23 protein-coding genes are annotated in these 26,172 nt (G+C 72.0%); 15 read left to right on the top strand and 8 right to left on the bottom strand.

Annotated elements, in window-relative coordinates; genetic code table 11:
* Positions 1 to 39: 39 nt before the first annotated feature.
* Complete coding sequence (locus tag HNQ79_RS10065) at positions 40 to 375, bottom strand: hypothetical protein (protein WP_185029229.1); 336 nt, start codon at positions 373 to 375, stop codon at positions 40 to 42.
* 249 nt (positions 376 to 624) lie between these two features.
* Here HNQ79_RS10065 and HNQ79_RS10060 point away from each other — a divergent pair, with 249 nt between their 5' ends.
* Complete coding sequence (locus HNQ79_RS10060) at positions 625 to 1,500, top strand: DUF5753 domain-containing protein (protein ID WP_185029227.1); 876 nt, start codon at positions 625 to 627, stop codon at positions 1,498 to 1,500.
* Entirely contained in the window at positions 1,497 to 1,676 is a 180-nt protein-coding gene (locus HNQ79_RS10055) for a DUF397 domain-containing protein (RefSeq protein WP_185029226.1), read from the top strand. The genes HNQ79_RS10060 and HNQ79_RS10055 overlap by 4 nt, the downstream gene beginning before the upstream one ends.
* A gap of 34 nt (positions 1,677 to 1,710) precedes the next feature.
* On the opposite strand, the gene HNQ79_RS10050 is transcribed toward HNQ79_RS10055, so the two are convergent.
* Both HNQ79_RS10050 and HNQ79_RS10045 read right to left on the bottom strand, forming a co-directional pair.
* Positions 1,711 to 2,214, bottom strand: coding sequence for a DinB family protein (locus HNQ79_RS10050; protein ID WP_185029224.1), 504 nt, complete (start codon positions 2,212 to 2,214; stop codon positions 1,711 to 1,713).
* An 83-nt stretch (positions 2,215 to 2,297) separates the two neighbouring features.
* Positions 2,298 to 3,698, bottom strand: coding sequence for an MFS transporter (locus tag HNQ79_RS10045; protein WP_185029222.1), 1,401 nt, complete (start codon positions 3,696 to 3,698; stop codon positions 2,298 to 2,300).
* Between the two features lie 95 nt (positions 3,699 to 3,793).
* On the opposite strand from HNQ79_RS10045, the gene HNQ79_RS10040 reads away from it, so the two are divergent.
* On the top strand, positions 3,794 to 4,372 hold the full coding sequence (locus tag HNQ79_RS10040; RefSeq protein WP_185029220.1) for a helix-turn-helix transcriptional regulator: 579 nt from the start codon (positions 3,794 to 3,796) through the stop codon (positions 4,370 to 4,372).
* Positions 4,373 to 4,894: 522 nt separating this feature from the next.
* Here the strand turns inward: HNQ79_RS10040 and HNQ79_RS10035 are convergent.
* Entirely contained in the window at positions 4,895 to 5,197 is a 303-nt protein-coding gene (locus tag HNQ79_RS10035) for a 4a-hydroxytetrahydrobiopterin dehydratase (RefSeq protein ID WP_308437341.1), read from the bottom strand.
* Between the two features lie 377 nt (positions 5,198 to 5,574).
* On the opposite strand from HNQ79_RS10035, the gene HNQ79_RS10030 reads away from it, so the two are divergent.
* The 8 genes from HNQ79_RS10030 to HNQ79_RS09995 all read left to right on the top strand — a co-directional run bounded on the left by HNQ79_RS10030 (position 5,575) and on the right by HNQ79_RS09995 (position 16,141).
* Positions 5,575 to 6,429 (top strand): TIGR03084 family metal-binding protein, encoded by an 855-nt coding sequence (locus HNQ79_RS10030; protein WP_185029215.1) that lies wholly within the window; start codon positions 5,575 to 5,577, stop codon positions 6,427 to 6,429.
* Entirely contained in the window at positions 6,426 to 8,264 is a 1,839-nt protein-coding gene (locus tag HNQ79_RS10025; RefSeq protein ID WP_185029213.1) for an acyclic terpene utilization AtuA family protein, read from the top strand. Before HNQ79_RS10030 ends, HNQ79_RS10025 begins: the two co-directional genes overlap by 4 nt.
* Positions 8,261 to 9,859: an acyl-CoA carboxylase subunit beta gene (locus tag HNQ79_RS10020; RefSeq protein WP_185029210.1), complete on the top strand. Its 1,599-nt coding sequence runs from the start codon at positions 8,261 to 8,263 to the stop codon at positions 9,857 to 9,859. Before HNQ79_RS10025 ends, HNQ79_RS10020 begins: the two co-directional genes overlap by 4 nt.
* 28 nt (positions 9,860 to 9,887) lie before the next feature.
* A complete protein-coding gene (locus tag HNQ79_RS10015; protein WP_185029208.1) occupies positions 9,888 to 11,825 on the top strand; it encodes an ATP-binding protein in 1,938 nt (645 codons plus the stop codon).
* A complete protein-coding gene (locus tag HNQ79_RS10010) occupies positions 11,822 to 12,985 on the top strand; it encodes an acyl-CoA dehydrogenase family protein (protein ID WP_185029206.1) in 1,164 nt (387 codons plus the stop codon). The genes HNQ79_RS10015 and HNQ79_RS10010 overlap by 4 nt, the downstream gene beginning before the upstream one ends.
* Positions 12,986 to 13,254: 269 nt before the next feature.
* Positions 13,255 to 14,829 carry an AMP-binding protein gene (locus HNQ79_RS10005; RefSeq protein WP_185029576.1) on the top strand — a complete coding sequence of 525 codons (1,575 nt, stop codon included), beginning with the start codon at positions 13,255 to 13,257 and terminating at the stop codon, positions 14,827 to 14,829.
* A complete protein-coding gene (locus tag HNQ79_RS10000; RefSeq protein WP_185029204.1) occupies positions 14,826 to 15,569 on the top strand; it encodes an enoyl-CoA hydratase family protein in 744 nt (247 codons plus the stop codon). Before HNQ79_RS10005 ends, HNQ79_RS10000 begins: the two co-directional genes overlap by 4 nt.
* Positions 15,557 to 16,141, top strand: a complete 585-nt coding sequence (locus tag HNQ79_RS09995; protein ID WP_185029202.1) for a TetR/AcrR family transcriptional regulator — start codon at positions 15,557 to 15,559, stop codon at positions 16,139 to 16,141. The genes HNQ79_RS10000 and HNQ79_RS09995 overlap by 13 nt, the downstream gene beginning before the upstream one ends.
* Positions 16,142 to 16,385: 244 nt before the next feature.
* On the opposite strand, the gene HNQ79_RS09990 is transcribed toward HNQ79_RS09995, so the two are convergent.
* Positions 16,386 to 17,486, bottom strand: coding sequence for a citrate synthase 2 (locus tag HNQ79_RS09990; protein WP_185029200.1), 1,101 nt, complete (start codon positions 17,484 to 17,486; stop codon positions 16,386 to 16,388).
* 364 nt (positions 17,487 to 17,850) lie between these two features.
* Between HNQ79_RS09990 and pdxH the strand changes: the two genes are divergently transcribed.
* Both pdxH and HNQ79_RS09980 read left to right on the top strand, forming a co-directional pair.
* A complete protein-coding gene (gene pdxH, locus HNQ79_RS09985; protein ID WP_185029575.1) occupies positions 17,851 to 18,477 on the top strand; it encodes a pyridoxamine 5'-phosphate oxidase in 627 nt (208 codons plus the stop codon).
* A gap of 381 nt (positions 18,478 to 18,858) precedes the next feature.
* Positions 18,859 to 20,214, top strand: a complete 1,356-nt coding sequence (locus HNQ79_RS09980; protein ID WP_229923552.1) for a PAS domain-containing protein — start codon at positions 18,859 to 18,861, stop codon at positions 20,212 to 20,214.
* A 223-nt stretch (positions 20,215 to 20,437) separates the two neighbouring features.
* Here the strand turns inward: HNQ79_RS09980 and HNQ79_RS09975 are convergent, their stop codons facing one another.
* The gene (locus HNQ79_RS09975) at positions 20,438 to 21,193 is read right to left on the bottom strand and encodes an SIS domain-containing protein (protein WP_185029195.1); all 756 of its coding nucleotides are present in this window, start codon (positions 21,191 to 21,193) and stop codon (positions 20,438 to 20,440) included.
* Between the two features lie 152 nt (positions 21,194 to 21,345).
* On the opposite strand from HNQ79_RS09975, the gene HNQ79_RS09970 reads away from it, so the two are divergent.
* A complete protein-coding gene (locus HNQ79_RS09970) occupies positions 21,346 to 22,038 on the top strand; it encodes an iron-dependent transcriptional repressor DtxR (protein WP_185029193.1) in 693 nt (230 codons plus the stop codon).
* A gap of 547 nt (positions 22,039 to 22,585) precedes the next feature.
* Positions 22,586 to 23,455, top strand: a complete 870-nt coding sequence (locus HNQ79_RS09965) for an alpha/beta fold hydrolase (protein ID WP_185029191.1) — start codon at positions 22,586 to 22,588, stop codon at positions 23,453 to 23,455.
* Positions 23,456 to 23,661: 206 nt separating this feature from the next.
* Here the strand turns inward: HNQ79_RS09965 and HNQ79_RS09960 are convergent, their stop codons facing one another.
* Together HNQ79_RS09960 and HNQ79_RS09955 are read right to left on the bottom strand one after the other, a co-directional pair.
* Positions 23,662 to 25,302, bottom strand: a complete 1,641-nt coding sequence (locus HNQ79_RS09960; RefSeq protein ID WP_185029189.1) for a transporter — start codon at positions 25,300 to 25,302, stop codon at positions 23,662 to 23,664.
* Positions 25,299 to 26,141 carry an ABC transporter ATP-binding protein gene (locus HNQ79_RS09955; RefSeq protein WP_229923528.1) on the bottom strand — a complete coding sequence of 281 codons (843 nt, stop codon included), beginning with the start codon at positions 26,139 to 26,141 and terminating at the stop codon, positions 25,299 to 25,301. The genes HNQ79_RS09960 and HNQ79_RS09955 overlap by 4 nt, the downstream gene beginning before the upstream one ends.
* Between the last annotated feature and the right edge of the window lie 31 nt (positions 26,142 to 26,172).

The raw sequence follows: 26,172 nt of genomic DNA, 5'->3' as shown, positions 1-26,172 counted from the left end.
GCTGCCAACGCAACTCCACCAAGTCCTCCCGTTCACCCATCACCGCACCGCCATTCCGTGAATCACGCGAGGCCCTACGTCGATCCCGTACGTGGCGAGCCACAGTGCCCGCCGCCGCTCCCGCCGAAGCCGGGTCTGCACGCGCTCCTGCCGCTGGTACGAGCGCCGGGCCGCCAGGTCGAGCGGCACGCCTCCGTGCGCCACGGAGAAGCCGAGCGGCGCGAGGGGGAGTGCGGCCCGGCAGACCATGAGCCGCCGCCGCACCACGTCCCGGCGCGCAGGCCGAGGGCCGGGTACGTCCGGCCGATGCCGCCCCGATGGCGGAAACAGGACCCGCAGCAGCGGCCCGCAGAGTCGAGAGATAAAATCCAGCACGTCGACGCTCCTCTTAAGCGTTGGCCACGCCCCCGGACCGGTCGCACGGTCGCGGGGGTTTCGGTTTTGACTCGAAGATCACGCACTGCATTGATTCGCTTGCAGCACGTCACGCAATCAAGCTAGAGGCGTTCGATTCGCTACCGCAAGTAGCTCTCTCGCAAATTTGCGGACTTTTTGGCGGTGCGGTCTGGCTGGCTCGGCTTGGAGTTGAGACGGCAAACTGGGAGCACGTGGAGAGGAGTTGGCATGCCCGCAGGTGGTAGGCCCACCGTCCGGAGCCGGAGGCTGGGGGCGGCATTGAAGCGCCACCGGGAGGCGGCAGGCCTGGACCAGGCCGCAGCGGCTGAGTCGATCATGAAGTCCGTCACCAAGGTGAGTCGTCTGGAGAGTGGCCAGGTCTCGGCCTCGGCGCTGGAAGTACGAACTCTGCTGGAGCGGTACGGCGTACAAGACCGGGGAGAGCGTGAGCGGTTGGAGGGATGGGCCCGCACCAGCAATGAACGGGGCTGGTGGCTCGACTACCAAGAGATCGTGCGCCCCGACTATGCGGACCACATCACGCTGGAGAGCGACGCCACTTACATCCGCTCCTGGGAACCCGCACTCATTCCGAGGCTGTTGCAGACTCCGGAGTACGCGGAGACCGTCATCCGGTCCGGGCCGACCTTCTTCACCCCGGAACGTGTGGCCCAGTCCGTCAAAGTCCGGCAGGAGCGCCAAAGACGGATCGAAGAGGGCGGGACGCACTTCACCGCGATCATCTGGGAGCCGGCCATCACCTCGTTGGCTCGCGACCCGCACTTGGCAAGTGGTCAATGGGTGCGGTTACTCGACGCCGGCCGCAGGCAGAACGTCACGGTCCAGGTGCTCCCCACCGCTGCCAGCGTGGCAGCAGGCATGTCCGGAGCGTTCGTGGCGTTCTCCTTCGGGCTGGAGCCGCACGTGGAGGCTGTAGCGGTGCGGAACGCGCCGAACACCTCTGTGGTCGAGGGGCCGGAGGACCTGGCTCTGTACGTCAATATCTTCGACCGGCTCCGTTCCGCCGCGCTGTCCCCCGAAGAGAGTGCGGAACGGATTCAGCGACTCCTCGCTGCACCAAGGCAATTGGAAGAGGAACTGTGACCACTGAAATCACAAGCCCGTTCACCAAGTCGTCGTACTCGGACCAGCAAGGGGATTGCGTAGAGGTGGCATGCACCCTTGCTGACGGGCGCGCCGTCCGCGACAGCAAGCGCCCCACCGGCCCCGCGCTGACCTTCCCCGCCGAGGCCTGGCACGCATTCGTGGCGACGCTGTAGAGCGGCCCGGCCGTCGGGCCGGGCCGACCGACGCCTACTCGCCCACCTCTCCGTCGATCGCCTCGCGGACCAGGTCGGCGTGGCCGTTGTGGCGCGCGTACTCCTCGATCATGTGGAGGAGGACGTACCGGAGCGAGATCACCTCGCCCCTGAAGTCCACCGTGTCGTCGAGGGACTGGACTGCGTCCACAACGGCACGGGAGCCTTCGCACGCCTCGCGCCAGCAGGAGAACGCCTCATCCACGTCGGCGTCATCCACCTGGAACTCGGCGGGCTCGCCGTCGCTCCCGGCCCAGAGAGGTTTGCAGTCTTCGCCACTCAGCACCAGCCGGAACCAACCCCGTTCGACCTCGGCAATGTGCCGTACCAGGCCGAGGAGCGACAGACCCGAAGTCGGAACCGCCTTTTGCTTCAGCTGCTCGCCGGTCAGACCCTGGCACTTCATGGCGAGGGTCGCGCGCTGGTAGTCGAGGAACGAGGTCAGCGACGCCCGGTCGCCGGCCACCTTGGACGGGTGTACGCGCTTGCCGTCACTCATCGGGTGATCATGACAGGAGGCCGGGGTCGCGGGCTCTCCCGTCCGGGAGGTGGACGCGGAAGCCCGGCGTGAACCTCTGCGTACTAGCGGGTCCTGCTGGCCGCGGGCTGCGAGGCGCGCGCCACGACGAGGAGGAACAGTCCGCAGGCCGTCACGAGCAGCCATCCTGGACGTGCGGCGGCGGTGATACCGGCAGGGCCGGCACCCGCGACCAGACCCCCGGCTACGGCGATACCGACCGCCGCACCGACCTGGCGCGCGGTGGAGGTGATCGCCCCCGCCACGCCCGCCCGGGACGGCGGCAGACCGCTGACCGCGGTATTGGTCAGGGGTGCGTTGGCGAAGCCGAACCCGACGCCGATCAGCAGGTGGGCGAGAAGGATCTGCGGGACGCTCGTGTCCTGGCTCAGGTTGATCAGGCACAGACCGCCGGCTGCGGTGAATCCGCCCGCGAGAATCAGCGGACGCCTCGGCCCGGAACGTCCCACCAGAGCCCCGGCCCACGGCGCGCACAACGTCGCCCCGAGTGCCATGGGCAGGGTCACGGCACCGGCCGCAAGCGGTGTCCAGCCGCGCGTGTGCTGGAGGTAGAAGGTGTTGAGGAGCAGGCTCACGTTCAGCGCGACGAACACCGCCACGGCACCGAGGACCGCCGTGGCGAACGGCGGCCGGTGGAAGAGAGCGAGGTCCATCAGGGGTTCGCTGCGGCGCGATTCCACCAGGATGAAACCGGCCGTCGCCGCTGTGATCACGGCGTAGGCGGCGAGTGCTGTGGGCGAGGCCCAGCCGATGCGGGGTCCTTCGACGAGGATGCCGACGGAGAGGCAGAGAACCACGGTGAGGAGCACCTGGCCGGGCAGATCGAGGCGCCGGGGGAGCTTCGCACGGGACTCCGGTACGAACACGGCGACCAGGACCAAGGCGGCGGCGACGACCGGGGCGTTGATCCAGAACACCGAACGCCAGCCGAAGGCGGCGATGAGCGCCCCGCCGGTGACCGGGCCCGCCGCCATGCTGAGCCCGAAGACCGATGCCCACACGCCGATGGCCCGGGCCCGTTCCCGTGGGTCGGGCATCGCGTTCACCACGATCGCCAGGGCCACGGGGCTCAGCATGGAGGCCCCCACTCCCTGAACGGCCCGGGCCGCGACGAGCATGCCGAACGACGGGGCGACGGCGCAGGCGAGAGAGGCCAGGCCGAAGACGAGCAGTCCGCACTGGAAGACCCGGCGGCGCCCGAAGCGGTCCGCGAGCGCGCCGGAAACGATGAGGAGGCTGGCCAGGACCACGGTGTAGGCGTTGACGACCCATTCGAGGCCGCGGGTGCCCACGTCGAGGCCCCGGCCGACCTCGGGCAGGCCCACGTTGACGATGGTGGTGTCCACCCCCACCAGGAACATGCTGAGCGCGCAGACGGTCAGCACGGTCCAGCGTCGGCGCGCGCTCAGCGGGGAGGGCGGGGTGGTCAGGGATGTGGCGACCACGGGAGGTCCCCCTTCTACGGGATCGGTTGCCGCCCAGGCTCGGGCCGGGGGAGGGGCCGGGCCCAGGAAATTTGCGGAAACCGCAAAATGGCTGCATGGACACCGAACTCGCGGAACTCCTCGACAGCATCGGGCCACGGCTGCGTGCCTTGCGGCGCGACCGCGGCCTCACCCTCGAAACGCTCGCCAAGGACACCGGAATCTCCGTGAGCACGCTGTCGCGGCTGGAGTCGGGCCGGCGGCGACCGACGCTCGACCTGCTCATCCCGCTCGCCCGGGCCCACCGCGTCGCGCTGGACCAACTGGTGACCGCTCCGCCCACCGGTGATCCGCGGGTCCACCTGAAGCCGCGGAGCCGGGAGCCCGGCAGCGTCCTCGTCCCGCTGACGCAGTACCCGGGCCGCGTCCAGGTCTTCAAGCAGGTGCTCGCGCACCGCGAGCCGCGCCTGGTGACCCACTCCGGCTACGAATGGCTCTACGTGCTCGCAGGTGAGCTCCGCCTCATTCTCGGGGAGCGCGAGCTCACTCTGGGGCCGGGTCAGGTGGCTGAGTTCGACACCGGTGAACCCCACTGGTTCGGCCCCGCCGGCACCGAAGCGGTGGAAATCCTGCACCTGTTCGGCCCCCACGGCGACCAGGCGGTCGTCCGCACCGGCCCGACGGCGAACGACTGAGCGCGCGCACGTTACGCGCGGCGATGGCGGCGGGCGGGTGGACTCACGCAACTCTTGCCAGTCAAGTCGGCGTGGACACCGGCTCGGTTGAGCGCTGAATGAACCTTGGCGGGGTCCCCCGGCAGAGGACGGCCGGACCCGGTACGAGGCCCTGGGGCGCACCAACCGCCCCGGGACCCCGCTGTGGTGTACCGCTTGGACGGTTCCCTGGCCATGTTGAAGCGCACCGCGCCGGGCTGCGCCTGGACGGCGTATCGGCGGGCGGCACTGCATGCCCGGGGCATTCCCCGGTGCTCGGGCCAGGTGGCACGGTCGCAGGTCGGGCACGGCCACCGTGCCCGCGTTATAGAAGTCCACTTCGCACGGCTATGAGAAACCTCGTTGACAGTGCACACGGCGGGCGTCACGCGTGAGCGTTGTCGGGTCTCGCGTGGCGCGTGCTGGTGTCAGTACCCGACACCGGTGGGGTCTGTGAGCATCCCCCCGGCCGCCCACGTGGGGGTGTCCTTCATGCGTCCGCGATCAGTCCAGCGGAAGCGCCTGGTGGGCAGCCACGATAGCGTCGATCCGGTACGCCAGGTCGAAGTCCGCGGCGGTCAGTACATTCCCCGCATCGTGCGTGGTGATCCGCGCGGTCAGACTGTCGGCGCGGAGGTCGAGACCCGCGTGGTGCTGCACCCGTCGGGCCCGGTCGGCAATCGTGACGACGGCGGCGACGGCCTCGTCATAGCCGATCTCGTACCGTCGGACGATCTCGTGGCCGACCTGCTGCCATTCCGGCAGGTCCTCCAGGCGTTCCGCGATCTCGTGATCCGTCAGTGGCACGGGTCCTTGCCCCATGTCATCCCCTCTCGTTCGCGGTCGCCAAGACGTCGACGAGGTCCTGGCGGGTCCGGGCATCCTGTCACGGGTCCGTCGCCCGCTCCAGGCCGTGCAACTCACGTGCCATGCGCGCCGGTCGGGTCTCGAATGCGATCCGTGTGCTGCCCGCGACCCCGACGGCGCGGTCCGCGTGTGCGCGGCGACGACGGCCTGCCGGGCGGTGTACACGCCGTCCCGGCGCGCAATGTCCGGAACGACGTCCGGCCTCGCCGGCCGGATGAGCCGGAAGCGTGTGCGCCGACAAATTCAAGCATGCTTGCTTGTTTCTCCGATGGCTGCCATGCTCCGCACACGCATCCGTGCCCCGAGGGGAGCGTTACGTGTCCGAACTCGACGCCGTGCTTGCCGATTTGCGCGACGAGAGCCGTGAAGTAGATCTGCTGGTCGCTGAGTTGGGGGAACGGGAGTGGCGATTGCTCACTCCCGCGCCGCGCTGGACCATCGCCCATCAGATCGCTCATCTCGCCTGGACCGACAGCGTCGCCCTGCTCGCCGCCACCGACCCGGAGGCCTTCCGGGGCGAGGTCGCCAAGGCCGAGAAGAATCCGCACGGGTTCGTCGACGCGGGGGCCGAGAGCGGGGCCGCGCAACCGCCCCGGGAGCTGCTGGCGGCTTGGCGGGACGGGCGGGACCGGTTGTGGCAGGTGCTCAGGACCGCCCCCGCCGGAACGCGCCTCCCCTGGTACGGGCCGCCGATGGGAGTCGCGTCCATGGCCACCGCCCGACTCATGGAGACCTGGGCGCACGGGCAGGACATCGCCGATGCCCTCGGCGTGCGGCGGGTGCCGACCGACCGGCTGCGGCAGGTCGCGAGGATCGGTGTCAGGGCCCGGGACTATGCCTATCTCGTACGGGGGATCGCCGCGCCCCGGGAGGAGTTCCGGGTCGAACTGATGGGCCCTGGCGGTGACTTGTGGGTGTACGGGCCCGAGGGTGCCGCCCAGCGCGTCAGTGGGCCCGCCCACGACTTTTGTCTGCTGGTCACCCAGCGCGCCCATCGCGACGATCTGGCACTGCGGGCCGAGGGCGACGAGGCCAACCGGTGGCTGGACATCGCACAGGCCTTCGCCGGCCCGCCGGGGGAGGGGCGTGCGCCGAAGGGGAGCGGGACGGAGGGGCCGGTGCCGAAGGGGCCCGAGCCTGCGGGGGCCGAGCCGGAAGGCCCCGTCTCGTGAGTGCCGCAGGCCACGGCCCCGGCGCCGTACCCACCGAGTCCCCCCGCACCCCCCTCCGGATCGGCAACGCCTCCGGGTTCTACGGCGACCGCTTCGACGCCGTCCGCGACATGCTCACCGGGGGCGAGCTCGACTTTCTCACCGGGGACTACCTCGCCGAGCTGACCATGCTCATCCTCGGCCGTGAGCGTCTGAAGGACCCGGCCAAGGGGTACGCGCGCACCTTCCTGAAGCAGCTGGAGGAAGGTCTCGGGCTGGCCCACGAGCGCGGCGTGCGCATCGTCACCAATGCGGGCGGGCTGAATCCGGCGGGACTGGCGGACGGTGTGCGGGAGTTGGCCGACCGGCTCGGGATCGGCGTCCGGGTCGGGTACGTCCACGGCGACGACCTCATGGCGACCGGGCGGTGGAGCCGCGCGAAGGAGTACGGCGACCTCACCGCCAACGCCTACCTCGGCGGGGCCGGCATCACCGCCTGCCTCGACGCCGGGGCGGACATCGTCGTCACCGGGCGCGTCACCGACGCCGCACTCGTCACCGGGCCCGCCGCGCACTGGTTCGGCTGGGGTCCCGAGGAGTACGACAAACTCGCGGGCGCGGTCGTAGCCGGGCACGTCCTGGAGTGCGGCGCCCAGGCCACCGGCGGCAACTACTCTTTCTTCGGCGCGCACGACGTCCGCCGGCCCGGCTTTCCACTCGCCGAGATCCAGGCGGACGGCTCCTGCGTCATCACCAAGCACCCCGGGACCGGCGGCGTCGTCGACGTCGGCACCGTCACCGCCCAGCTCCTGTACGAGACCGGCAGCGCCCGCTACGCCGGGCCCGACACCACCGCCCGCCTCGACACCGTACGGCTGGTGCGGGAAGGGCCGGACCGGGTGCGGATCGAGGGGGTGTGCGGGGAGGCGCCGCCACCCACGCTCAAGGCCGGGGTGACCCGGTTCGGTGGATGGCGCAACGAAGTGGTGTTCGTGCTGACCGGGCTCGACATCGAGGAGAAGGCCGCGCTGGTGCGGGGGCAGGTGGAGGACGCCTTCGAGGGTCCCGGCACCGCGAGTGCCGCCTCCGCGAGTGCCGCCCCCGAGAGCCCGGCCCTCGCGAGTCCCCCGCCCGCGCGACCAGGCGGGAAGCGGCCCGCCGACGTGCGGTGGGAGCTCGTCCGGACGGACCGGGCCGACGCCGGGAGCGAGGAGACGGCGAGTGCGCTGCTGCGCCTCGTCGTACGGGACGCGGAGCAGGAGGCGGTCGGGAGGGCGGTGAGCGGTGCGGCCGTCGAGCTCGCCCTTGCCAGCTACCCCGGCTTCCACGTCACCGCCCCGCCCGGCAAGGGGGCGCCGTACGGGATCTTCGAGGCGCACACCCTCGACGCCCGCCGGGTCGCGCACACGGCCGTGCTGCCCGACGGGAGCGAGGTGCCGGTTCCGGGCCCCGCAGGGACGCGGGTACTCGCCGACGTACCGGAGCCGGAGCTTCCGAAGCCGCTGTCCGCGCACCGGGCGCACCCCACTCGGCGTGCCCCCCTCGGGCTTGTCGCCGGAGCGCGCAGCGGCGACAAGGGCGGCGACGCGAACGTGGGCGTGTGGGTGCGGACCGACGACGCCTGGCGGTGGCTGGCCCACACCCTGACCGTCCAGCGCTTTCGCGCACTCCTGCCGGAGACGGCCGCCCTGCACGTCACCCGCACCGTCCTGCCCCGCCTGCGCGCCCTCAACTTCACCGTCGCGGGACTCCTCGGCGAGGGCGCCGCCGCGCAGGCGCGCTTCGACCCGCAGGCCAAGGCGGTCGGCGAATGGCTGCGCTCCCGCCACCTCGACATACCGGAGGTCCTCCTGTGACCGTGCTCGCCTCCGCGCTCGACACCACGAGCCCCGAGTACGCCGCCCACCGTGCCGCCATGCTCGCCAAACTGGACGATCTGGAAGCAGCGCATGCGAAGGCCCTGGCCGGCGGCGGGGAGAAGTACGTCGAACGGCACCGGGCGCGCGGCAAGCTGCTCGCCCGGGAACGCGTCGAGCTGCTGATCGACCCGGACACCCCGTTCCTGGAACTGTCGCCGCTCGCCGCCTGGGGGAGCGACTACCCGGTGGGCGCGTCCCTGGTCACCGGCATCGGCGTCGTCGAGGGCGTCGAGTGCCTGATCACGGCCAACGACCCGACCGTACGCGGCGGCGCCTCCAACCCCTGGACGCTGAAGAAGGCGCTGCGGGCCAACCGGATCGCGTACGAGAACCGGCTCCCGCTGATCAGCCTCGTCGAGTCCGGGGGAGCCGACCTGCCCTCCCAGAAGGAGATCTTCATCCCCGGCGGGGCGCTCTTCCGCGACCTCACGCGCCTGTCCGCCGCCGGGATCCCGACGATCGCCGTCGTGTTCGGCAACTCGACCGCCGGGGGCGCCTACGTCCCCGGGATGTCCGACCACACCGTGATGATCGAGCAGCGGTCGAAGGTCTTCCTCGGCGGCCCGCCCCTGGTGAAGATGGCCACCGGCGAGGAGAGCGACGACGAGTCGCTGGGCGGCGCCCGGATGCACGCGCGGGTGTCGGGTCTCGCCGACCACTACGCCGTCGACGAGCCGGACGCGCTGCGGCAGGCCCGCCGCATCGTCGCGCGCCTCCACCGGCGCAAGGCGCACCCGGACCCGCCGGCCGCCCGGCCGCCCCGGTACGACGCGGAGGAACTGGCGGGGATCGTCCCCGGCGACCTCAAGACGCCCTTCGACCCCCACGAGGTGATCGCCCGCCTCGTCGACGACTCCGACTTCGACGAGTTCAAAGCGCTCTACGGGACGAGTCTGGTCACCGGCTGGGCCGCACTGCACGGCTATCCCGTCGGCATCCTCGCCAACGCGCAGGGGGTGCTGTTCAGCGCGGAGTCGCAGAAGGCCGCCCAGTTCGTCCAGCTCGCCAACCAGCGCGACATCCCCCTGGTCTTCCTGCACAACACCACCGGCTACATGGTCGGCAAGGAGTACGAGCAGGGCGGCATCATCAAGCACGGCGCGATGATGATCAACGCGGTCTCGAACTCCACCGTGCCGCACCTGTCGGTCCTGATGGGCGCCTCCTACGGAGCCGGGCACTACGGCATGTGCGGGCGCGCCTACGACCCGCGCTTCCTGTTCGCCTGGCCCAGCGCCAAGTCCGCCGTGATGGGCCCCCAGCAGCTCGCCGGCGTCCTGTCGATCGTCGCCCGCGCCTCCGCCGCCGCAAAGGGGCAGCCGTACGACGACGAGGCGGATGCCGGGCTGCGCGCCCTGGTGGAGCAGCAGATCGAGTCGGAGTCCCTGCCGATGTTCCTGTCCGGCCGGCTGTACGACGACGGGGTCATCGACCCGCGCGACACCCGCACCGTCCTCGGCCTGTGCCTGTCCGCGATCCACACCGCCCCCGTCGGGGGCGCGCGCGGCGGCTTCGGCGTCTTCCGGATGTGAGAGGCCACCGATGATCCCGGAGAACCCAGTGATTTCCTCCCTGCTCGTCGCCAACCGCGGCGAAATAGCGTGCCGCGTCTTCCGCACCTGCGCCGAACTCGGCATCACCACCGTCGCCGTGCACTCCGACCCGGACGCCGACTCGCTCCACGCGCGCGTGGCCGACGCGGCGGTACGGCTGCCGGGCGCCGCTCCCGCCGACACCTACCTGCGCGGCGACCTGATCGTGAAGGCGGCCCTCGCGGCCGGTGCGGACGCCGTGCACCCCGGCTACGGCTTCCTGTCGGAGAACGCCGGCTTCGCCCGCGCCGTGCGCGACGCCGGACTGACCTGGGTGGGGCCGCCGCCCGAGGCCATCGAGGCGATGGCGTCCAAGACGCGGGCGAAGGCGCTGATGGCGAAGGCGGGGGTGCCGCTGCTGGCGCCCGTCGACCCGGCCGCGGCGACCGCGGCGGACCTGCCGCTGCTCCTCAAGGCAGCGGCCGGCGGCGGCGGACGCGGCATGCGCGTCGTACGCGAACTGGCCGACCTTCCGGGCGAGTTGACCGCGGCTGCCGCCGAGGCGCGGTCCGCCTTCGGCGACGGCGAGGTCTTCGCCGAACCGTACGTGGAGCGCGGCCGTCACATCGAGGTGCAGGTGCTCGCCGACGCGCACGGCACCGTCCGGGCGTTCGGCACCCGGGACTGCTCGCTCCAGCGCCGCCACCAGAAGGTGATCGAGGAGGCCCCCGCCCCCGGGCTGCCCGACGAACTCCGCGCCTCCCTCCACGACGCCGCCACCGCCGCCGCGCGCGCCGTCGGGTACGTCGGCGCGGGCACCGTCGAGTTCCTGCTCGACGCGGACGGCCGCGCGTACTTCCTGGAGATGAACACCCGCCTCCAGGTCGAACACCCCGTCACCGAGGCCGTGTTCGGCGTCGACCTGGTGGCCCTCCAGCTCCTGGTCGCCGAAGGTCATCCCCTTCCCGACGCCCCTGCGCAGCCGCGCGGACACGCCGTCGAGGCACGCCTGTACGCCGAGGACCCCGCCCACGACTGGCAGCCGCAGACCGGACCGCTGTACGCCCTGGACGTCCCCGAGGGGCCCGGCCTGCGGCTCGACAGCGGCTACGAGGGCGGCGACCTCGTCGGCGTCAACTACGACCCCCTGCTCGCCAAGGTGATCGCCTGGGCGCCCACCCGTGCCGCCGCCGTGCGCAAGCTCGCCCACGCGCTCGTACGCGCCCGCGTGCACGGCCCCGTCACCAATCGGGACCTCCTCGTACGGTCGCTGCTGCATCCCGACTTCACGTCAGGACAACAGGACACCGGGTTCTACGACCGGCACCTCCCCGACCTGACCGGGGAGCGGCCCGGCGCCGCACTCGCCGCCGTCGCTGCCGCCCTCGCGGACGCCGCCCGCCGGGGGGGCCGCTTCAAAGGGGGCTGGCGCAACGTCCCCTCGCAGCCGCAGCGCAAGACGTACGGCACGCACGAGGTGCGCTACCGGCGGGGACGCGACGGCGGCTACCGGGTCGAGGGCGTCGACCTGGTCGTCTCCGTCACCCCCGACGAGGTCGTCCTCGAAACGGGCGGGGTGCGGCTGCGCCACCACGTGGCGGTGCACGGCGACCGGGTGTACGTGGACACCCCCGCCGGCTCCCACACCCTGCACGCCGCGCCCCGGTTCCCCGACCCCGAGGCCCGCACCGCCCCGGGCTCCCTGTTCGCCCCCATGCCGGGGACGGTCGTACGGATCGCGGAAGGGCTGGCGGAGGGGGTCCGGGTGGCGGCGGGCCAGCCCCTGCTGTGGCTGGAGGCGATGAAGATGGAGCACAAGGTCTCCGCGCCCGCCGCCGGCACGCTCACCGCGCTCCACGCCGCCCCCGGCCGCCAGGTCGAGGTCGGCGCACTGCTCGCCGTCGTACAGGAAGCCGCCGTACAGGAAGCCCTCGTACAGGAAGCACGGGAGGAACCGGAAGCATGAACACCACTGTCGTCGAGACCGAGGAACACCAGGCGCTGCGCGCCGCCGTCGCCGCCCTCGGCAAACGCTACGGACGGAACTACTTCGCCCAGGTCGTCGCCGCCGGAAAACACCCCGACGAGCTGTGGGCGGACGCCGCCCGGCTCGGCTACCTGGGCGTGAACCTCCCCGAGGAGTACGGCGGCGGGGGCGGCGGCATCTCCGAACTCTGCATCGTCCTGGAGGAACTGGGGGCGGCGGGCTGCCCGTTGCTCATGATGATCGTCTCGCCCGCCATCTGCGGCACCGTGATCGCCCGCTTCGGCACCGAGGAACAGAAATCCGCCTGGCTGCCCGGACTCGCCGACGGCCGCCTCACCATGGCCTTCGGCATCACCGAGCCCGACGCCGGCTCCAACTCCCACCGCATCACCACCACCGCCCGCCGCGACGGCGACGGCTGGGTGCTGACCGGACGCAAGGTGTTCGTCTCCGGCGTCGACATCGCCGACGCGACCCTGATCGTCGGCCGCACCGAGGACGCGCGCACCGGCAGGCTCAAACCCTGCCTCTTCATTGTCCCGCGCGACGCCCCCGGCTTCGGACGTGCGCAGATCGACATGGAACTCCAGGCCCCGGAGAAGCAGTTCGAACTCGTCCTGGACGACGTCCGGCTGCCCGCCGAAGCCCTCGTCGGCGACGAGGACGCCGGGCTCCTCCAGCTCTTCGCCGGGCTCAACCCCGAGCGCATCATGACCGCCGCGTTCGCCGTCGGCATGGGCCGCTACGCCCTCAGGAGGGCGGTGGAGTACGCCAAGGAGCGCACCGTCTGGCAGTCGCCCATCGGAGCCCACCAGGCCATCGCCCACCCCCTCGCGCAGGCGCACATCGAGCTGGAACTGGCCCGCCTCATGATGGGCAGGGCAGCCGCCCTCTACGACGCGGGCGACGACGCGGGCGCGGGGGAGGCCGCCAACATGGCGAAGTACGCGGCGGCCGAGGCCTGCGTGAAGACGGTCGACCAGGCGGTCCACACGCTGGGCGGCAACGGCCTCACCCGCGAGTACGGACTCGCCACGATGATCGTCGCCTCCCGGGTCGCCCGCATCGCCCCCGTCAGCCGGGAAATGATCCTGAACTTCGTGTCCCACCAGTCCCTGGGTCTCCCCAAGTCGTATTGACAGCACGCATCCTGACCCTCCGCACCCGTACCGGACCGAGCGGCGCCACGACCGGCACCGCCCAGTACCGCCGGCCCCGGACCGCACCGCGCCACCACGGGCACAGCACCTCCCCCCGCACCGGGACCGCCCAGCACCCCCAGCACCCGACCTCACAGCGCCACCACGTCGCACCGGCACAGCGCACACCCGCATCCGCGCAGCGCACCCGCACGCGTCGCACTGTCACGTCATGCCGTCGCACCACCGCGTCGAAGGGGATCGTCCTCATGGTGTTCCACAGCGAGTACGCCGATACGGCCGACATAGAACTGCCCGTCCACGAGGCGGTCCTCGGACGCGCCGCCGAGTACGGCGACAGCCCCGCCCTCGTCGACGGGACGAACGGCACCACCCTCAGCTACGCGCAACTCGACGCCTTCCACCGCAGGATCGCCGCCGCCCTGGCCGCGTCCGGCCTGCGCAAGGGCGACGTGCTGGCCCTGCACAGTCCCAATACGATCGCCTACCCGGCGGTGTTCTTCGCCGCCACGCGCGCGGGGGCGTCGGTGACCACCGTGCACCCGCTGTCCACGCCGGAGGAGTTCGCCAAGCAGCTGCGCGACTCGTCCGCCCGCTGGATCGTCACCGTCTCCCCGCTCCTGGGCACCGCCCGCCGGGCCGCCGCCCTCGCCGGCGGCATCGAGGAGGTGCTGGTCTGCGACAGCGCGCCCGGCCACCGCTCCGTACTCGACCTGCTGGCCTCCACGGACCCCGAACCGCAGGTCGACATCGACCCCCGCACGGACGTCGCCGCACTGCCGTACTCCTCCGGCACCACCGGCGTCCCCAAGGGCGTCATGCTCACCCACCACAGCATCGCCACCAACATGGCGCAGCTGCATCCGTTCATCCCGGTCAAGCCGGGCGACCGGGTGCTGGCGGTGCTCCCGTTCTTCCACATCTACGGACTGACCGCGCTCATGAACATCCCGCTGTCGCACGGCGCGACCGTCGTCACCCTGCCGCGCTTCGACCTGGAGCAGTTCCTCAAGGCGATCCAGGACGAACGCATCAACGCCCTGTTCGTCGCCCCGCCGATCGTCCTCGCCCTCGCCAAGCACCCGGCCGTCGAACGTTACGACCTCTCGTCGGTCGAGTACGTCGTCAGCGCCGCGGCCCCGCTCGACGCCGCCCTCGCGAAGGCATGTGCCGACCGCCTGGGAATCCGGCCGGTCCTCCAGGCGTACGGGATGACCGAACTGTCGCCCGGCACGCACGTGGTGCCGCTGAGCGCGGAGAACCCGCCGCCGGGCACCGTCGGCAAGCTCCTGCCGCGCACCGAGATGCGCATCCTGTCCCTGCACGACCCCGGCAAGGACCTCGGCGTCGGCGAGGAGGGCGAGATCGCCATCCGTGGCCCGCAGCGCATGAAGGGCTACCTCGGCCGCCCCGACGCGACGGACGCGATGATCGACGCCGACGGATGGCTGCACACCGGCGACGTGGGCCGTGTCGACGACGACGGCTGGCTCTACGTGGTCGACCGCGTCAAGGAGCTGATCAAGTACAAGGGCTACCAGGTGGCCCCCGCCGAACTCGAGGCCCTCCTGCTCACCCACGACGGCATCGCGGATGCGGCCGTGATCGGGGTATACGACGCGGACGGCAACGAGGTCCCCAAGGCGTACGTCGTACGGCAGCCGCACGCCGCCGACCTCACCGAGGCGGATGTCATGACCTACGTCGCCGAGCGCGTCGCGCCGTACAAGAAGGTGCGCCGCGTCGAATTCACCGACGGAGTGCCCCGTGCGGCCTCCGGCAAGATCCTGCGGCGGGAGCTGCGAGAAAGGGAACGCGCATGACACGCCAGGCCCTGGTCCCCACCACCCACGAGCGCGGCATCACCACCCTCACCCTCGACTCACCGGCGAACCGCAACGCCCTCTCGGTCTCCCTCGTCGAGGAGCTGGGGCGGGCTCTGGAGCGGTACGGCAAGGACCCGTCGGTACGGGCGGTGGTGCTCACCCACACCGGCAACACCTTCTGCGCGGGCGCCGACCTGAAGGCGCCCGCCGGCCCGTACGCGTTCGTCGCCCTGCTGCGGCAGATCGCGGAACTGCCCAAGCCGGTGCTGGGGCGCGTCGACGGGCACGCGCGCGCGGGCGGCCTCGGGCTGCTCGGGGTGTGCGACATGGCGTTCGCGACGCTCTCGTCCGACTTCGCTTTCTCCGAGGTGCGGATCGGGGTCGCGCCCGCCCTGATATCCCTCCCTCTGCTGCCCCGCCTCGATCCCCGTGCCGCGTCCCGCTACTTCCTCACCGGTGAGGTGTTCGCCGGGACGCGCGCCCAGGAGATCGGACTCCTCACCGAGGCCGCGCCCGACGTGGACGTCGCGCTGGCCCCCGTGCTGGAGGCGCTGCGCAGGGCGTCCCCGCAGGGGCTGGCGGAGGCGAAGCGGCTCCTGACGGCCGGTATGCGGGACGCTTTCGACCGGGACGCGGAAGACCTGGTACAACGCTCGGCAGCGCTGTTCGCGTCCGCCGAGGCGCGCGAGGGCGTGACCGCGCACCTCGAACGACGGGATCCCGCATGGCTGCAGTGACCGCCCCCAAGCAGGACCGCAGCCGTGCCACCCGGCGGCGCCTGCTGGAGGCCGCCGTGGCCTGCCTCGCCGAACGCGGCTGGGCGGGCTCCACGGTGTCGGTCGTGGCGGAGAGGGCGGGAGTGTCCCGGGGAGCGGCCCAGCACCACTTCCCGACCCGTGAGGACCTCTTCACGGCGGCCGTCGAGTACGTCGCGGAAGAACGCTGCACCGCGCTGCGCGCCCTGCCCCGCCGCCACACGGCGGCGGTGGTCGCCGCGATGGTCGACCTCTACACGGGCCCGCTGTTCCGGGCCGCCCTGCACCTGTGGGTCGCCGCCTCCAACGAGGAGAAGCTGCGGCGCCGGGTCACCGAGCTGGAGGCCCACTTCGGCCGCGAGTCGCACCGTATGGCCGTCGAGCTGCTGCACGCGGACGAGTCACGCCCCGGCGTCCGCGAGACCGTCCAGGGTTTCCTCGACATGGCCCGCGGCCTGGGCCTCGCCAACCTCCTCACCGACGATACGGCCCGCCGCCACAAGGTCGTCGCCCAGTGGTCCCAACTGCTCGAAGAAGCCCTGACGTCGCCGTAGCCCCCTCGGGCGGCGGCCCGCACGCTAAGCCCCCGTAGCCGCCTCGGGCGGCCGTCCGCACGCCGTTGGCCCCGGTAGCCCCCTTGGGCGGCGGGGCCGCCCCCGGGGGCGGAACGGGCGGGCAAGGGGGCGGTCCCCCACCGGAGGTGCACCCCCCGGCCCTACGCCCCGTGTCCCCGGGCACCGCCCCCCGGGGTCGCCGAGCGCCCCGGACCCGACGGCCCCGGACGCCGCCAAGCCCCCCTCACCCCACGATGTCCCCGAACCCCGCCACCTCACGAGGATCCCGGCTCCCCGGCCCGACATACCGCGCCGAAGGCCGCACCAGACGCCCCGTCCGCTTCTGCTCCAGGATGTGCGCCGACCAGCCCGCCGTCCGGGCACAGGTGAACATCGACGTGAACATGTGCGCCGGAACCTCCGCGAAGTCCAGCACGATGGCCGCCCAGAACTCCACGTTCGTCGCCAGCACCCGGTCCGGCCGGCGCGCGTGCAGCTCCTCCAGCGCCGCCTTCTCCAGCGCCTCCGCGACCTCGAAGCGCGGTGCGGCCAGCTCCTTCGCGGTCCGCCGCAGGACGCGCGCACGCGGGTCCTCGGCGCGGTACACGCGGTGGCCGAAGCCCATCAGGCGCTCGCCCTTGTCGAGGGCCTGGCGCACGTACGCGCGCGCGTCCCCGGTGCGCTCGATCTCCTCGATCATGCCGAGGACGCGAGACGGCGCGCCGCCGTGCAGCGGACCGGACATGGCGCCCACCGCACCGGACAGGGCGGCGGCGACGTCCGCACCGGTGGAGGCGATCACCCGGGCGGTGAACGTGGACGCGTTCATGCCGTGCTCGGCCGCCGACGTCCAGTACGCGTCGACCGCCTTGACGTGCTTGGGGTCCGGTTCGCCGCGCCAGCGGATCATGAACCGCTCGACCACCGAGTCCGCCTTGTCGATCTCGCTCTGGGGCACCATCGGCAGCCCCTGGCCGCGTGCCGACTGGGCGACGTACGACAGCGCCATCACGGCGGCGCGGGCGAGGTTGTCGCGGGCGGTGGACTCGTCGATGTCCAGCAGCGGTTTCAGACCCCACACGGGGGCGAGCATCGCCAGCGCCGACTGCACGTCGACCCGGATGTCGCCGGAGTGCACGGGGATCGGGAACGGCTCGGCGGGCGGCAGACCGGGGTTGAACGCGCCGTCGACCAGCAGGCCCCACACGTTCCCGAAGGAGACGTGCCCGACCAGGTCCTCGATGTCGACGCCCCGGTAGCGAAGGGCGCCGCCCTCCTTGTCCGGTTCGGCGATCTCCGTTTCGAAGGCGACGACTCCCTCAAGTCCGGGTACGAAGTCGGACATCAGGCGGCTCCTCAAGATGCGTGTGCGGGAAGCGACGGGAGGCAGGAACGATACCCCTGCTGTAAGGAAGCGACAGCGGCCCCACCCGGGATTTTGGCGGGTTCCACCGATGCGGGGAAGCGTGAGAACAGGCACACTCCCGGACCCACTTGCGGGAGGGTTAACGGGAGTTGGCGATGGGAAGACTGCGGCCGCATCCCAGGCGGGCAGGTGTGTGCACCCCTCCGGAGGATCGCGCGGCCTGCGGCAGGATGGCCCCGTGCCGAACACACTTCCCGAACCCGACGGGTCCGCCATCGACGCAGCCCACGCCGCCGTCGCCCGTGCCGCCGATGCGGCCGACACCGACATCGACCCCGCCGTCATGCGCGAGCAGTACCGCGCCGAACCCTTCACCGAGGACACGCTGGCGCCGTCCCCCATGGCACAGTTCGCCCGCTGGTTCCAGCAGGCCGTCACCGGCGGCCTGCACGAACCGAACGCCATGGTCGTCTCCACCGCCACCCCCGACGGCCGCCCCAGCTCCCGTACGGTGCTGCTGAAGGCGTACGACGCCCAGGGCTTCGTCTTCTACACCAACTACCGCTCCCGCAAGGGCGACGAACTCGCCGGGAACCGGTACGTCTCGCTGCTCTTCCCCTGGCACCAGATCGCCCGCCAGGTCATCGTCACCGGCACCGCGGAACGCGTCTCCCGCGCCGAGACGGCCGCCTACTTCCGCACCCGTCCGCACGGCTCGCAGCTCGGCGCCTGGGCCAGCGAACAGTCCAGGGTCGTGGGCTCGCGCGAGGAACTCACCGCCGCGTACGCCGCCCTGGAGGAGCGCTACCCGGAGGGCGAGAAGGTGCCGGTACCGCCGCACTGGGGCGGCTTCCGGGTCGTACCGGAGGCGGTGGAGTTCTGGCAGGGGCAGGAGAACCGGATGCACGACCGGCTGCGGTACGTCAGGACGCGGGACGGGGCCTGGGCGGTGGAGCGGCTGAACCCGTAGGGCGCGGCACGGAACGTCGTGCGGAGCGCCGTACGACCCGTGGCACGCAGAACCCCGCGGGCTCTGGTTCCCTCCGAGGAGGAAGCCGGCCGGACGTACCGGCGAGCCCGCGGGGCGGTGACTGCTTGGGATTGGAACCGGCTGCGCCGGCACCGCACTGAGTGCGACAACGGGCAACTAGCCCGCAGCCACCTCACGAGTCCGGAAAGAAATCACTTCCGAATCACCTCCTTTCAGTGTGCGCACCAGCCTAGGAGCGCCCCGGGGGGCCTTCAACTGATTTTCCCGAACGGGATGTGGGCTGCGTCACGTTCGAGTTGAATGACCACGCGTGGAGCTGAGGTGAACAGCAGCGCGGAGGAAAGATGTGCGGGGGTGCCGGTGAGTGCTTCGCTGAGCAGTGGGACGACGGAACCGGGTGCGGACAGGCCGCCGCCGGGCGCGGAACTGCTCGCCGCACTTCTGGACGGCATGGACGCCGCCCTGTGCGCCTTCGACGCAGACGGCACCGTCACCCACTGGAACCGTGAGGCCGAGCGCATCCTCGGCTGGAGCGCGGGGGACGCCGTGGGCCGGCGCGGCCTCGCGGGCTGGGCGGTGCGCAGCGCGGACGCCGAGGAGGTCCAGGAACGGCTGATGTCGGCGATGCGCGGCGGCGGACGCCAGGTCCACGAGTTCGCCCTGCTGCGCAAGGACGGCGGCCGGGTTCTGGTACGGATGCAGTCGGCGGCCGTGCCGGGCACGGACGGACGGCCGGCCGGGGTGTACGGCGCGTTCGGCGAAGTGCACGCGCAGATCGACCTGGAGCGGGCCATCGCACTGAGCGAGGTCCTGTTCGAGGACGCCTCCTGGGGCGTGGTCCTGCTCGACGTCGACCTGCGCCCCACCGTCGTCAACGTGCACGCCGCCCGCTCCCTCGGCGGCGGCCGTACGACGCTCCTGGGCCGCCCGCTGGGCGAGACGGTCGTCCAGGGCGTGGACGAACTGGAGGGTGCCCTCCAGCACGTCCTCGCCGAGGGCTCCCCGCCCGCCCCGGTCGACCTGTGGGTGACGCTGCGCACCGCCGAGGGCGAGCGGCGGCGCTGCTGGCGCAGCGGCTTCCTGCGGCTGGCCTCCCCGCTCGCCCAGGAGCCGGTGCCGCTCGGCGTGGGCTGGCTCTTCCAGGACGTCACGGAGGCGAAGACCGCCGAACAGGAGGCGGCCAGACTGCGCTTCCGGAGCAGCCAGCTGCACCGTGCGGCGCGAGCCGCCGCCGAGTGCGAGGACCCGATGGAGGCCGCGTTCGCCCATCTCGACTTCGGCCTCGCGGGCTTCGCCGACCACGCCCTCATGGATGTACTGGCGGGCGAGCGCCTGGTACGGGTCGCCGCCACACCCTCCGGGGAGCCGGGACCGTGCTCCCCGGAGAACGCGGGGGCGGGCATCCCGGTGCGGTACGGGGAGGGACATCCGGCCCTCCGGTCGCTGGACCGGACGGGCGCCGTGCGGGCGAGCGCGGGAGTGCGCGACGCCGCCGCCTGGGCGGCCGAGCGGCAGTGGCCGAAGGGCGCCGTCCACGCGCTCTGCACGGTGCTGCGCAGCCGGGGCCGCACGCTGGGCGCGGTGACCTTCCTCCGCGGTCCCGGCCGCCCGGCCTTCGAGCGCCCGGACGCGACGTACGCGGAGAGCATCGCGGTGCGGGTCGCGGCTTCGGTCGACCTGGCCCAGGCGCTGGCGGGCGCGACGGACGCGCACTGAAACACGCGCACCGAGCGCGCACGCCGAACCCCCGCACCGAGCACGCGCGCCGAACCCCCGCACCCAGCACGCGCGCCGAACCCCCGCACCGAGCACGCGCGCCGAACCCCCGCACCGAGCACGCGCGCCGAACCCCCGCACCGAGCACGCGCGCCGAACCCCCGTCACCGGGCCCGCGCGGCAAGCACGCCGCCGTGCGCGTGCCCGGTGACGGGGTGCGTGCTCAGTGCCGGAAGAAGATCCGGTCCCCGTACTCGCTCATCACGCGGCCGTTCCACTCGTGGCCGCCGTCCACGTTCCCCGAGCGCAGCAGCGGCGGTTCGACGCCGCGCGCCACGAGTTCGCCGGCCGCGGCGGCCATGACCGCCTGCATCAGGGCGGTGGTGACGACGGTGGAGGCGGGTGCGAAGGGCGCGCCGACGCCGTCCGCCGTCAGCTCGGCGTCACCCACGGCGATCTTGCTGTCGAGCACGATGTCGCAGTGGTCCTTGAGGAAACTGCCCGACTTGTGTCGCGACCTGGTGCCCTCCGCGTACGCCACAGAGGTCACGCCGATCACCTTCAGCCCCAGGGCGCGCGCGTTCATCGCCATCTCGACGGGCAGCGCGTTGCGCCCGGACAGGGAGATGACGACGAGTACGTCGCCGGGCTTGGCGGGGCTGCTGTCCAGGACCGCGCCCGCGAGGCCGTCGACGCGTTCCAGGGCCGAGCCCAGGGTGGCCGGCATGACGTCGACGCCGACGACGCCGGGGACGGCCAGCAGGTTCATCAGGGCGAGTCCGCCGGCCCGGTAGACGACGTCCTGCGCGGCCAGCGAGGAGTGGCCCGCGCCGAAGGCGAAGAGCCGGCCGCCGGCGGCCACGGTGTCGGCGATCGCGGCGCCCGCCGCGGCGATGGACTCCGACTCCTCGTCCCGCACCTTGTGCAGCAGTCCGATCGCGGCGTCGAAGAACTGGCCGGCCAGTTTGTTCTCGCTCATCGCAGCACGGTGCGGTCTGGACCTGGGGCCTGTCAATACGGCCTGACACCGGTGCGGCACGGTTGTCAGTGGGATGCGTCAGAATTGGTGCAGGGCCGGCGCAGGGCGACTGAGCGCACGACGATTTTCTGCCACAGCATCGAGGGGCACACATGTCCGGACTGATCGACACCACGGAGATGTATCTCCGCACCATCCTCGAACTCGAGGAGGAGGGCGTCGTCCCCATGCGCGCCCGTATCGCCGAGCGCCTGGACCAGAGCGGACCGACCGTCAGCCAGACGGTGGCGCGCATGGAGCGCGACGGCCTGGTGACGGTCGCGGGCGACCGCCACCTGGAGTTCACCGAGGAGGGCCGCAGGCTCGCCACCCGCGTGATGCGCAAGCACCGCCTGGCCGAGTGCCTGCTCGTCGACGTGATCGGCCTGGAGTGGGAGCAGGTGCACGCGGAGGCGTGCCGCTGGGAGCACGTGATGAGCGAGGCGGTGGAGCGCCGGGTGCTCGAACTGCTCCGCCACCCCACCGAGTCCCCGTACGGCAACCCCATCCCGGGTTTGGAGGAGCTGGGCGAGAAGGCCGAGGCCGACCCGTTCCTGAACGAGGGAATGGTCAGCCTGAGCGAGCTCGCGCCGGGCCCGGAGGGCAAGACCGTCGTCGTACGGCGGATCGGCGAGCCCATCCAGACCGATGCCCAGCTGATGTACACGCTGCGCCGCGCGGGCGTGCAGCCCGGCTCGGTGGTCAGCGTGACCGAGTCGCCGGGCGGCGTCCTGGTCGGCAGCAGCGGCGAGGCGGCGGAGCTGGACACGGAGACGGCGTCGCACGTCTTCGTCGCCAAGCCCTGACCCGAACCCGAGCAAGGTCAACTTCCCGACTCCACCGGGGAGTTGGCCCCCTCTTTCGCACCGGAATGCCAGCGGCCGGACGGATCGCGTGCCACGCTGTGTCTGCGGCGCACGAACCGGGGCACACATCGTGAATGAGGGCTGCCGGCCGGGCCCGCAGCGCGGCCGGGGAGGAGGCGGGGATGAGCCCGTCGTACGCACCGCACACGGCGTCGCGGGAGGCGCCGTACGAAGAGGGCCCCGGCGCCCTGAGGCGCCGGGGCCTGTCCTCCCCTGCGTCGACCTGGAGCCCCGAGCTCCCTAGGTCGACTCCCGCGGACCGTCTTCCCCGAGCGGCCCGCCTCCCGCAGAAGATCTCCCCTCGGCAGCGCGAGCCAATCCTTGAGCGCTGTCACTCGAAAGTGGGGACTTGCGCGCCGAACCCGGATTCTCGAATGAGAGTTCGATAACTTGAGTGTCGTAGCGAGAGCGGAGAGAGCGGGCAGCGCAGGCAGCGGAGACCGCCCGGAACCGGAACGACCGGAAGCAGAAGGGGGTGCCAGGCCATATGGCGCGGCGCATCGACGTGACCGGAGCAGACGGCGTACGCCTCGCCGCCTGGGAGTTCGCCGACCCGCCCAAGGACGGCGGTGAGCCGGAGCGGTCTCCCGGCGTCCTCCTGCTGCACGGCCTGATGGGCCGCTCCTCGCACTGGGCGGAGACGGCCCGCTGGCTCAGCGAGCGGCACCGGGCGGTCGCCCTCGACCAGCGCGGCCACGGCCGCAGCGAAAAACCGGCGGACGGGCCCTTCACACGCGAGGCCTACGTCGCCGACGCGGAGGCGGTGGTCGAGCAACTGGGGCTGGGGCCCGTGACCCTGATCGGCCACTCGATGGGCGCACTGACCGCCTGGCAGCTCGCCGCCAAACGGCCGGACCTGGTGCGGGCGCTGGTCGTCTGCGACATGCGGGCCTCGGCGCTCGGGGCCGCCTCCCAGCGGGAATGGGAGGACTGGTTCAAGGCCTGGCCGGTGCCGTTCGCCACGCTCGCGGACGTACGGAAGTGGTTCGGCGAGGACGACCCGTGGGTGGAGCGGCCCTCCCCGGCGCGCGGCGAGTTCTTCGCCGAGGTGATGGCGGAACGGTCGGACGGCTGGCGTCCGGTCTTCTCGCGCCGCCAGATGCTGCTGTCCAGGGCGACGTGGGTGTACGAGGCGCACTGGGACGAGCTGTCCCAGGTGCAGTGCCCGACGCTGGTGGTACGCGGCCTGGACGGCGAGCTGGGACGGGCGGAGGCGCAGGAGATGGTGCGAGTGCTGCCGAAGGGGAAGTACGCGGAGGTGGTCGAAGCGGGCCACCTGGTCCACTACGACCAGCCGGGAGGCTGGCGCACCGCCATCGAACCCTTCCTGCAAGAAACCCTCACCCCCCTCCGATAACCCCCCGCCGGTAGCCCCCTGAGCGGCGGGGCCACCTCAACCCCCCGGTAGCGCCCTTGGGCGGCGGGGCCGCCCAAGGGGGCGGAACGGGCGGGCAAGGGGGCGGCCCCCGCACGGGACGCGCACCTCCCGCCCCACGCCCCGCCACCCCCGTACGCCCCGCGCGCACAAACTCATCCACGCACAGACCGCACGTACGCCCCGCCCTACCCCTTGCTCACCGCCCCGAGAATCTCCGGCAACCGCCGAGCCGTCCCCGGCGCCGCCGCCTTCAGCCCGGCCCACGCGGCCAGCGCCCCGTACACCGTCCCCACCGGCAGCAGGATCCACGTCGCGTGCCCCGCCACGTGCAGCCACACCGTGAGCGCGATCAGCGGCGCGCACAGCACCATCGACACCACCACGCCCGCGACCAGCGACATCCACGCCAGCGACCCCTGCCCGGGTACCACGGTCTTGCTGCCCTCGCTCGGCACCGAGTACGGGTAGCGCATCGAGGCCACCATGCCGGCCGCCAGCAGTGCCCCCAGCAGTGCGAACGCCAGCCCGAGAACCTCCGGCAGCGTCCGCCAGTCACCGACGACCGCCGCCGTCACGCACGTCACGAGCAGCGTGTACGGGACGGTGATCGCCAGCAGCGCCAGCAGCCGTGCGCGCAGTTCCTCGTACGCGTCCCGGGTCGTCGAGATGGACGTCGCGACCATCCAGAACGCCGAGGTGTCCGTTCCGAACTGGTTGAACGTGAGCATGCCGAGCATCCCCGTCGCGATGCAGGCTAGGTACACCGACCCCGTGCCCTGGAGGGCGTTGAAGACCGGGATGATCAGACCGATCGCCAGCGAGGTGATCCAGGCGCCCTTCGTCTTGGGGTCGCGCCAGATGTAGCGCAGGACCCGTTGCACGGTGGCCCCGGTACGCCCGTCCGGCAGCAGCCGTGACAACGGCCCCGCCTTCGACTCCTTGCGCGAGGGCCCCGACGACGCCTGGAGGGTCGACCCGTCGGGCGCCGTCATCAGCTTGACGAGCCCGCGCTCCCACACCCACAGCAGCAGCACCAGGGCCACCACGGCGAGCAGCAGCTGGCAGACACCGCGCCCGTACGCCCCCTCGCTCACCGAGTGCACCGCGCCGACCGCCGAGGCCGGCGGAATCCACTGCACGACGTCGGTGACCGGATCGAGCACCGACAGGTCGCCGGACCTGGCCAGCCGCTGCCAGCCGAAGTTGACGACCTGGATGCCCACGGCGATGACGAGTCCGCTCAGCACCGCCAGGTCCCGGCCGCGTCGACTGGTCAGCAGCCGTACGTTCAGGGTCGCGACGGTACGGGCGACGGCCACGCACGTGAGGACGGTCAGTACGGCGCCGAGCAACGCCGTCACCGCCCCCGCGAACCCGTGCGCCACGGCGATCACCGAGCCCACCACCAGGCACACCGTGAACAGCGGCCCTATGCCCACCAGCGACGCCACCAGCAGCGCCCGCACCAGGGGCCTGGGCCGCAACGGAAGCATCACCAGCCGCGACGGGTCGAGCGTCTCGTCGCCGCTCGGGAAGAACAGCGGCATGAACGTCCAGCCCAGCGCGAGGACGAGCGTGATCAGCAGCGTGAAGACCGGGGCGTACTCCGTCCCGCGCAGCAGGATCAGCCCCAGCAGCTGCGCCGCGGAGAAGAGCACCACCAGCACGAAGGAGGCGATGAAGGCGGCGGTGCGCCCGGACGACTGCCGCAGCCCGTTCTTCAGGAGCGCCAGCTTCAGTCGTACGAACAGGGGCGTCAGCCCCGAGGAAACAGCGTCGGCGGGACCGGCGGAGCCGGCCGGAGCGACCACGGAGTCGGCACTCATCGTCCCGCCCCGCCGCCCAGCCAGTCCAGGCTCTCCCCGGCGTCGCGCCCCTGTGCCCCCACCAGTTCCAGGAACGCGCTCTGCAGGGTCGGCGCGTCGCCGCGGACCTCCGCGAGGGTGCCCTGGGCGCGGATGCGGCCCGCGGCCATCACCGCCACCCAGTCGCACAGCGACTCCACCAGCTCCATGACGTGGCTGGAGAAGATCACGGTGGCGCCCGACGCGGTGTAGCGCTCCAGCACGCCCCGGATGGTCTGGGCCGAGACCGGGTCGACGCCCTCGAACGGCTCGTCCAGGAAGAGGACTTGCGGGTTGTGGAGCAGGGCGGCGGCGAGACCGATCTTCTTGCGCATGCCCGTCGAGTAGTCGACGACCAGTTTGTGCTGGGAGCCCGCCAGGTCCAGTACGTCCAGGAGCTGGGTCGCCCGCTTGTCGACCTCGGCGCCGGGAAGCCCCCGCAACCGGCCGCTGTAGGCGAGCAGTTCACGCCCCGACAGCCGCTCGAACAGGCGCAGACCCTCGGGCAGCACGCCGATGCGCGACTTGACCCGCACCGGGTCGCGCCACACGTCGTGGCCGCCGATCTCCACGGTGCCCTGATCGGGACGCAGCAGTCCCGTCACCATCGACAGGGTGGTGGTCTTGCCCGCCCCGTTCGGCCCGACCAGGCCGATGAACTTTCCCGCGGGCAGTTCGAGATCGATCCCGGCGACGGCGATCTGCTCGCCGAATCGTTTCCACAGCCCCTGAACACGTACCGCGGCGGGCGGCGCCGTATGCGCTCCGCCCGCCTGCCCGGACTGTGCGGCCGCCCCGTGGTCGAATGCTTGGTCAGGCATGACGCGTTGCCTTTCGTGGTCCCCGTGTGAC

Source organism: Streptomyces candidus, from assembly GCF_014207445.1.
GTDB lineage: Bacteria > Actinomycetota > Actinomycetes > Streptomycetales > Streptomycetaceae > Streptomyces > Streptomyces candidus.
The sequence above is the reverse complement of the archived record's forward strand: the minus strand, read 5'-3'. Positions and strand labels throughout refer to the sequence as shown.

What these genes read in the sequence shown, in the direction of transcription:
- HNQ79_RS09995 (WP_185029202.1), top strand. Translation starts at nt 15,557, where the DNA reads ATGGCTGCAGTGACCGCCCCCAAGCAGGACCGCAGCCGTGCCACCCGG.
- HNQ79_RS10000 (WP_185029204.1), top strand. Translation starts at nt 14,826, where the DNA reads ATGACACGCCAGGCCCTGGTCCCCACCACCCACGAGCGCGGCATCACC.
- HNQ79_RS10005 (WP_185029576.1), top strand. Translation starts at nt 13,255, where the DNA reads ATGGTGTTCCACAGCGAGTACGCCGATACGGCCGACATAGAACTGCCC.
- HNQ79_RS10060 (WP_185029227.1), top strand. Translation starts at nt 625, where the DNA reads ATGCCCGCAGGTGGTAGGCCCACCGTCCGGAGCCGGAGGCTGGGGGCG.
- pdxH (WP_185029575.1), top strand. Translation starts at nt 17,851, where the DNA reads ATGCGCGAGCAGTACCGCGCCGAACCCTTCACCGAGGACACGCTGGCG.
- HNQ79_RS09975 (WP_185029195.1), bottom strand. Translation starts at nt 21,193, where the DNA reads ATGAGCGAGAACAAACTGGCCGGCCAGTTCTTCGACGCCGCGATCGGA.
- HNQ79_RS10010 (WP_185029206.1), top strand. Translation starts at nt 11,822, where the DNA reads ATGAACACCACTGTCGTCGAGACCGAGGAACACCAGGCGCTGCGCGCC.
- HNQ79_RS10040 (WP_185029220.1), top strand. Translation starts at nt 3,794, where the DNA reads ATGGACACCGAACTCGCGGAACTCCTCGACAGCATCGGGCCACGGCTG.
- HNQ79_RS09990 (WP_185029200.1), bottom strand. Translation starts at nt 17,486, where the DNA reads ATGTCCGACTTCGTACCCGGACTTGAGGGAGTCGTCGCCTTCGAAACG.
- HNQ79_RS09970 (WP_185029193.1), top strand. Translation starts at nt 21,346, where the DNA reads ATGTCCGGACTGATCGACACCACGGAGATGTATCTCCGCACCATCCTC.
- HNQ79_RS10050 (WP_185029224.1), bottom strand. Translation starts at nt 2,214, where the DNA reads ATGAGTGACGGCAAGCGCGTACACCCGTCCAAGGTGGCCGGCGACCGG.
- HNQ79_RS09960 (WP_185029189.1), bottom strand. Translation starts at nt 25,302, where the DNA reads ATGAGTGCCGACTCCGTGGTCGCTCCGGCCGGCTCCGCCGGTCCCGCC.
- HNQ79_RS09965 (WP_185029191.1), top strand. Translation starts at nt 22,586, where the DNA reads ATGGCGCGGCGCATCGACGTGACCGGAGCAGACGGCGTACGCCTCGCC.
- HNQ79_RS09955 (WP_229923528.1), bottom strand. Translation starts at nt 26,141, where the DNA reads ATGCCTGACCAAGCATTCGACCACGGGGCGGCCGCACAGTCCGGGCAG.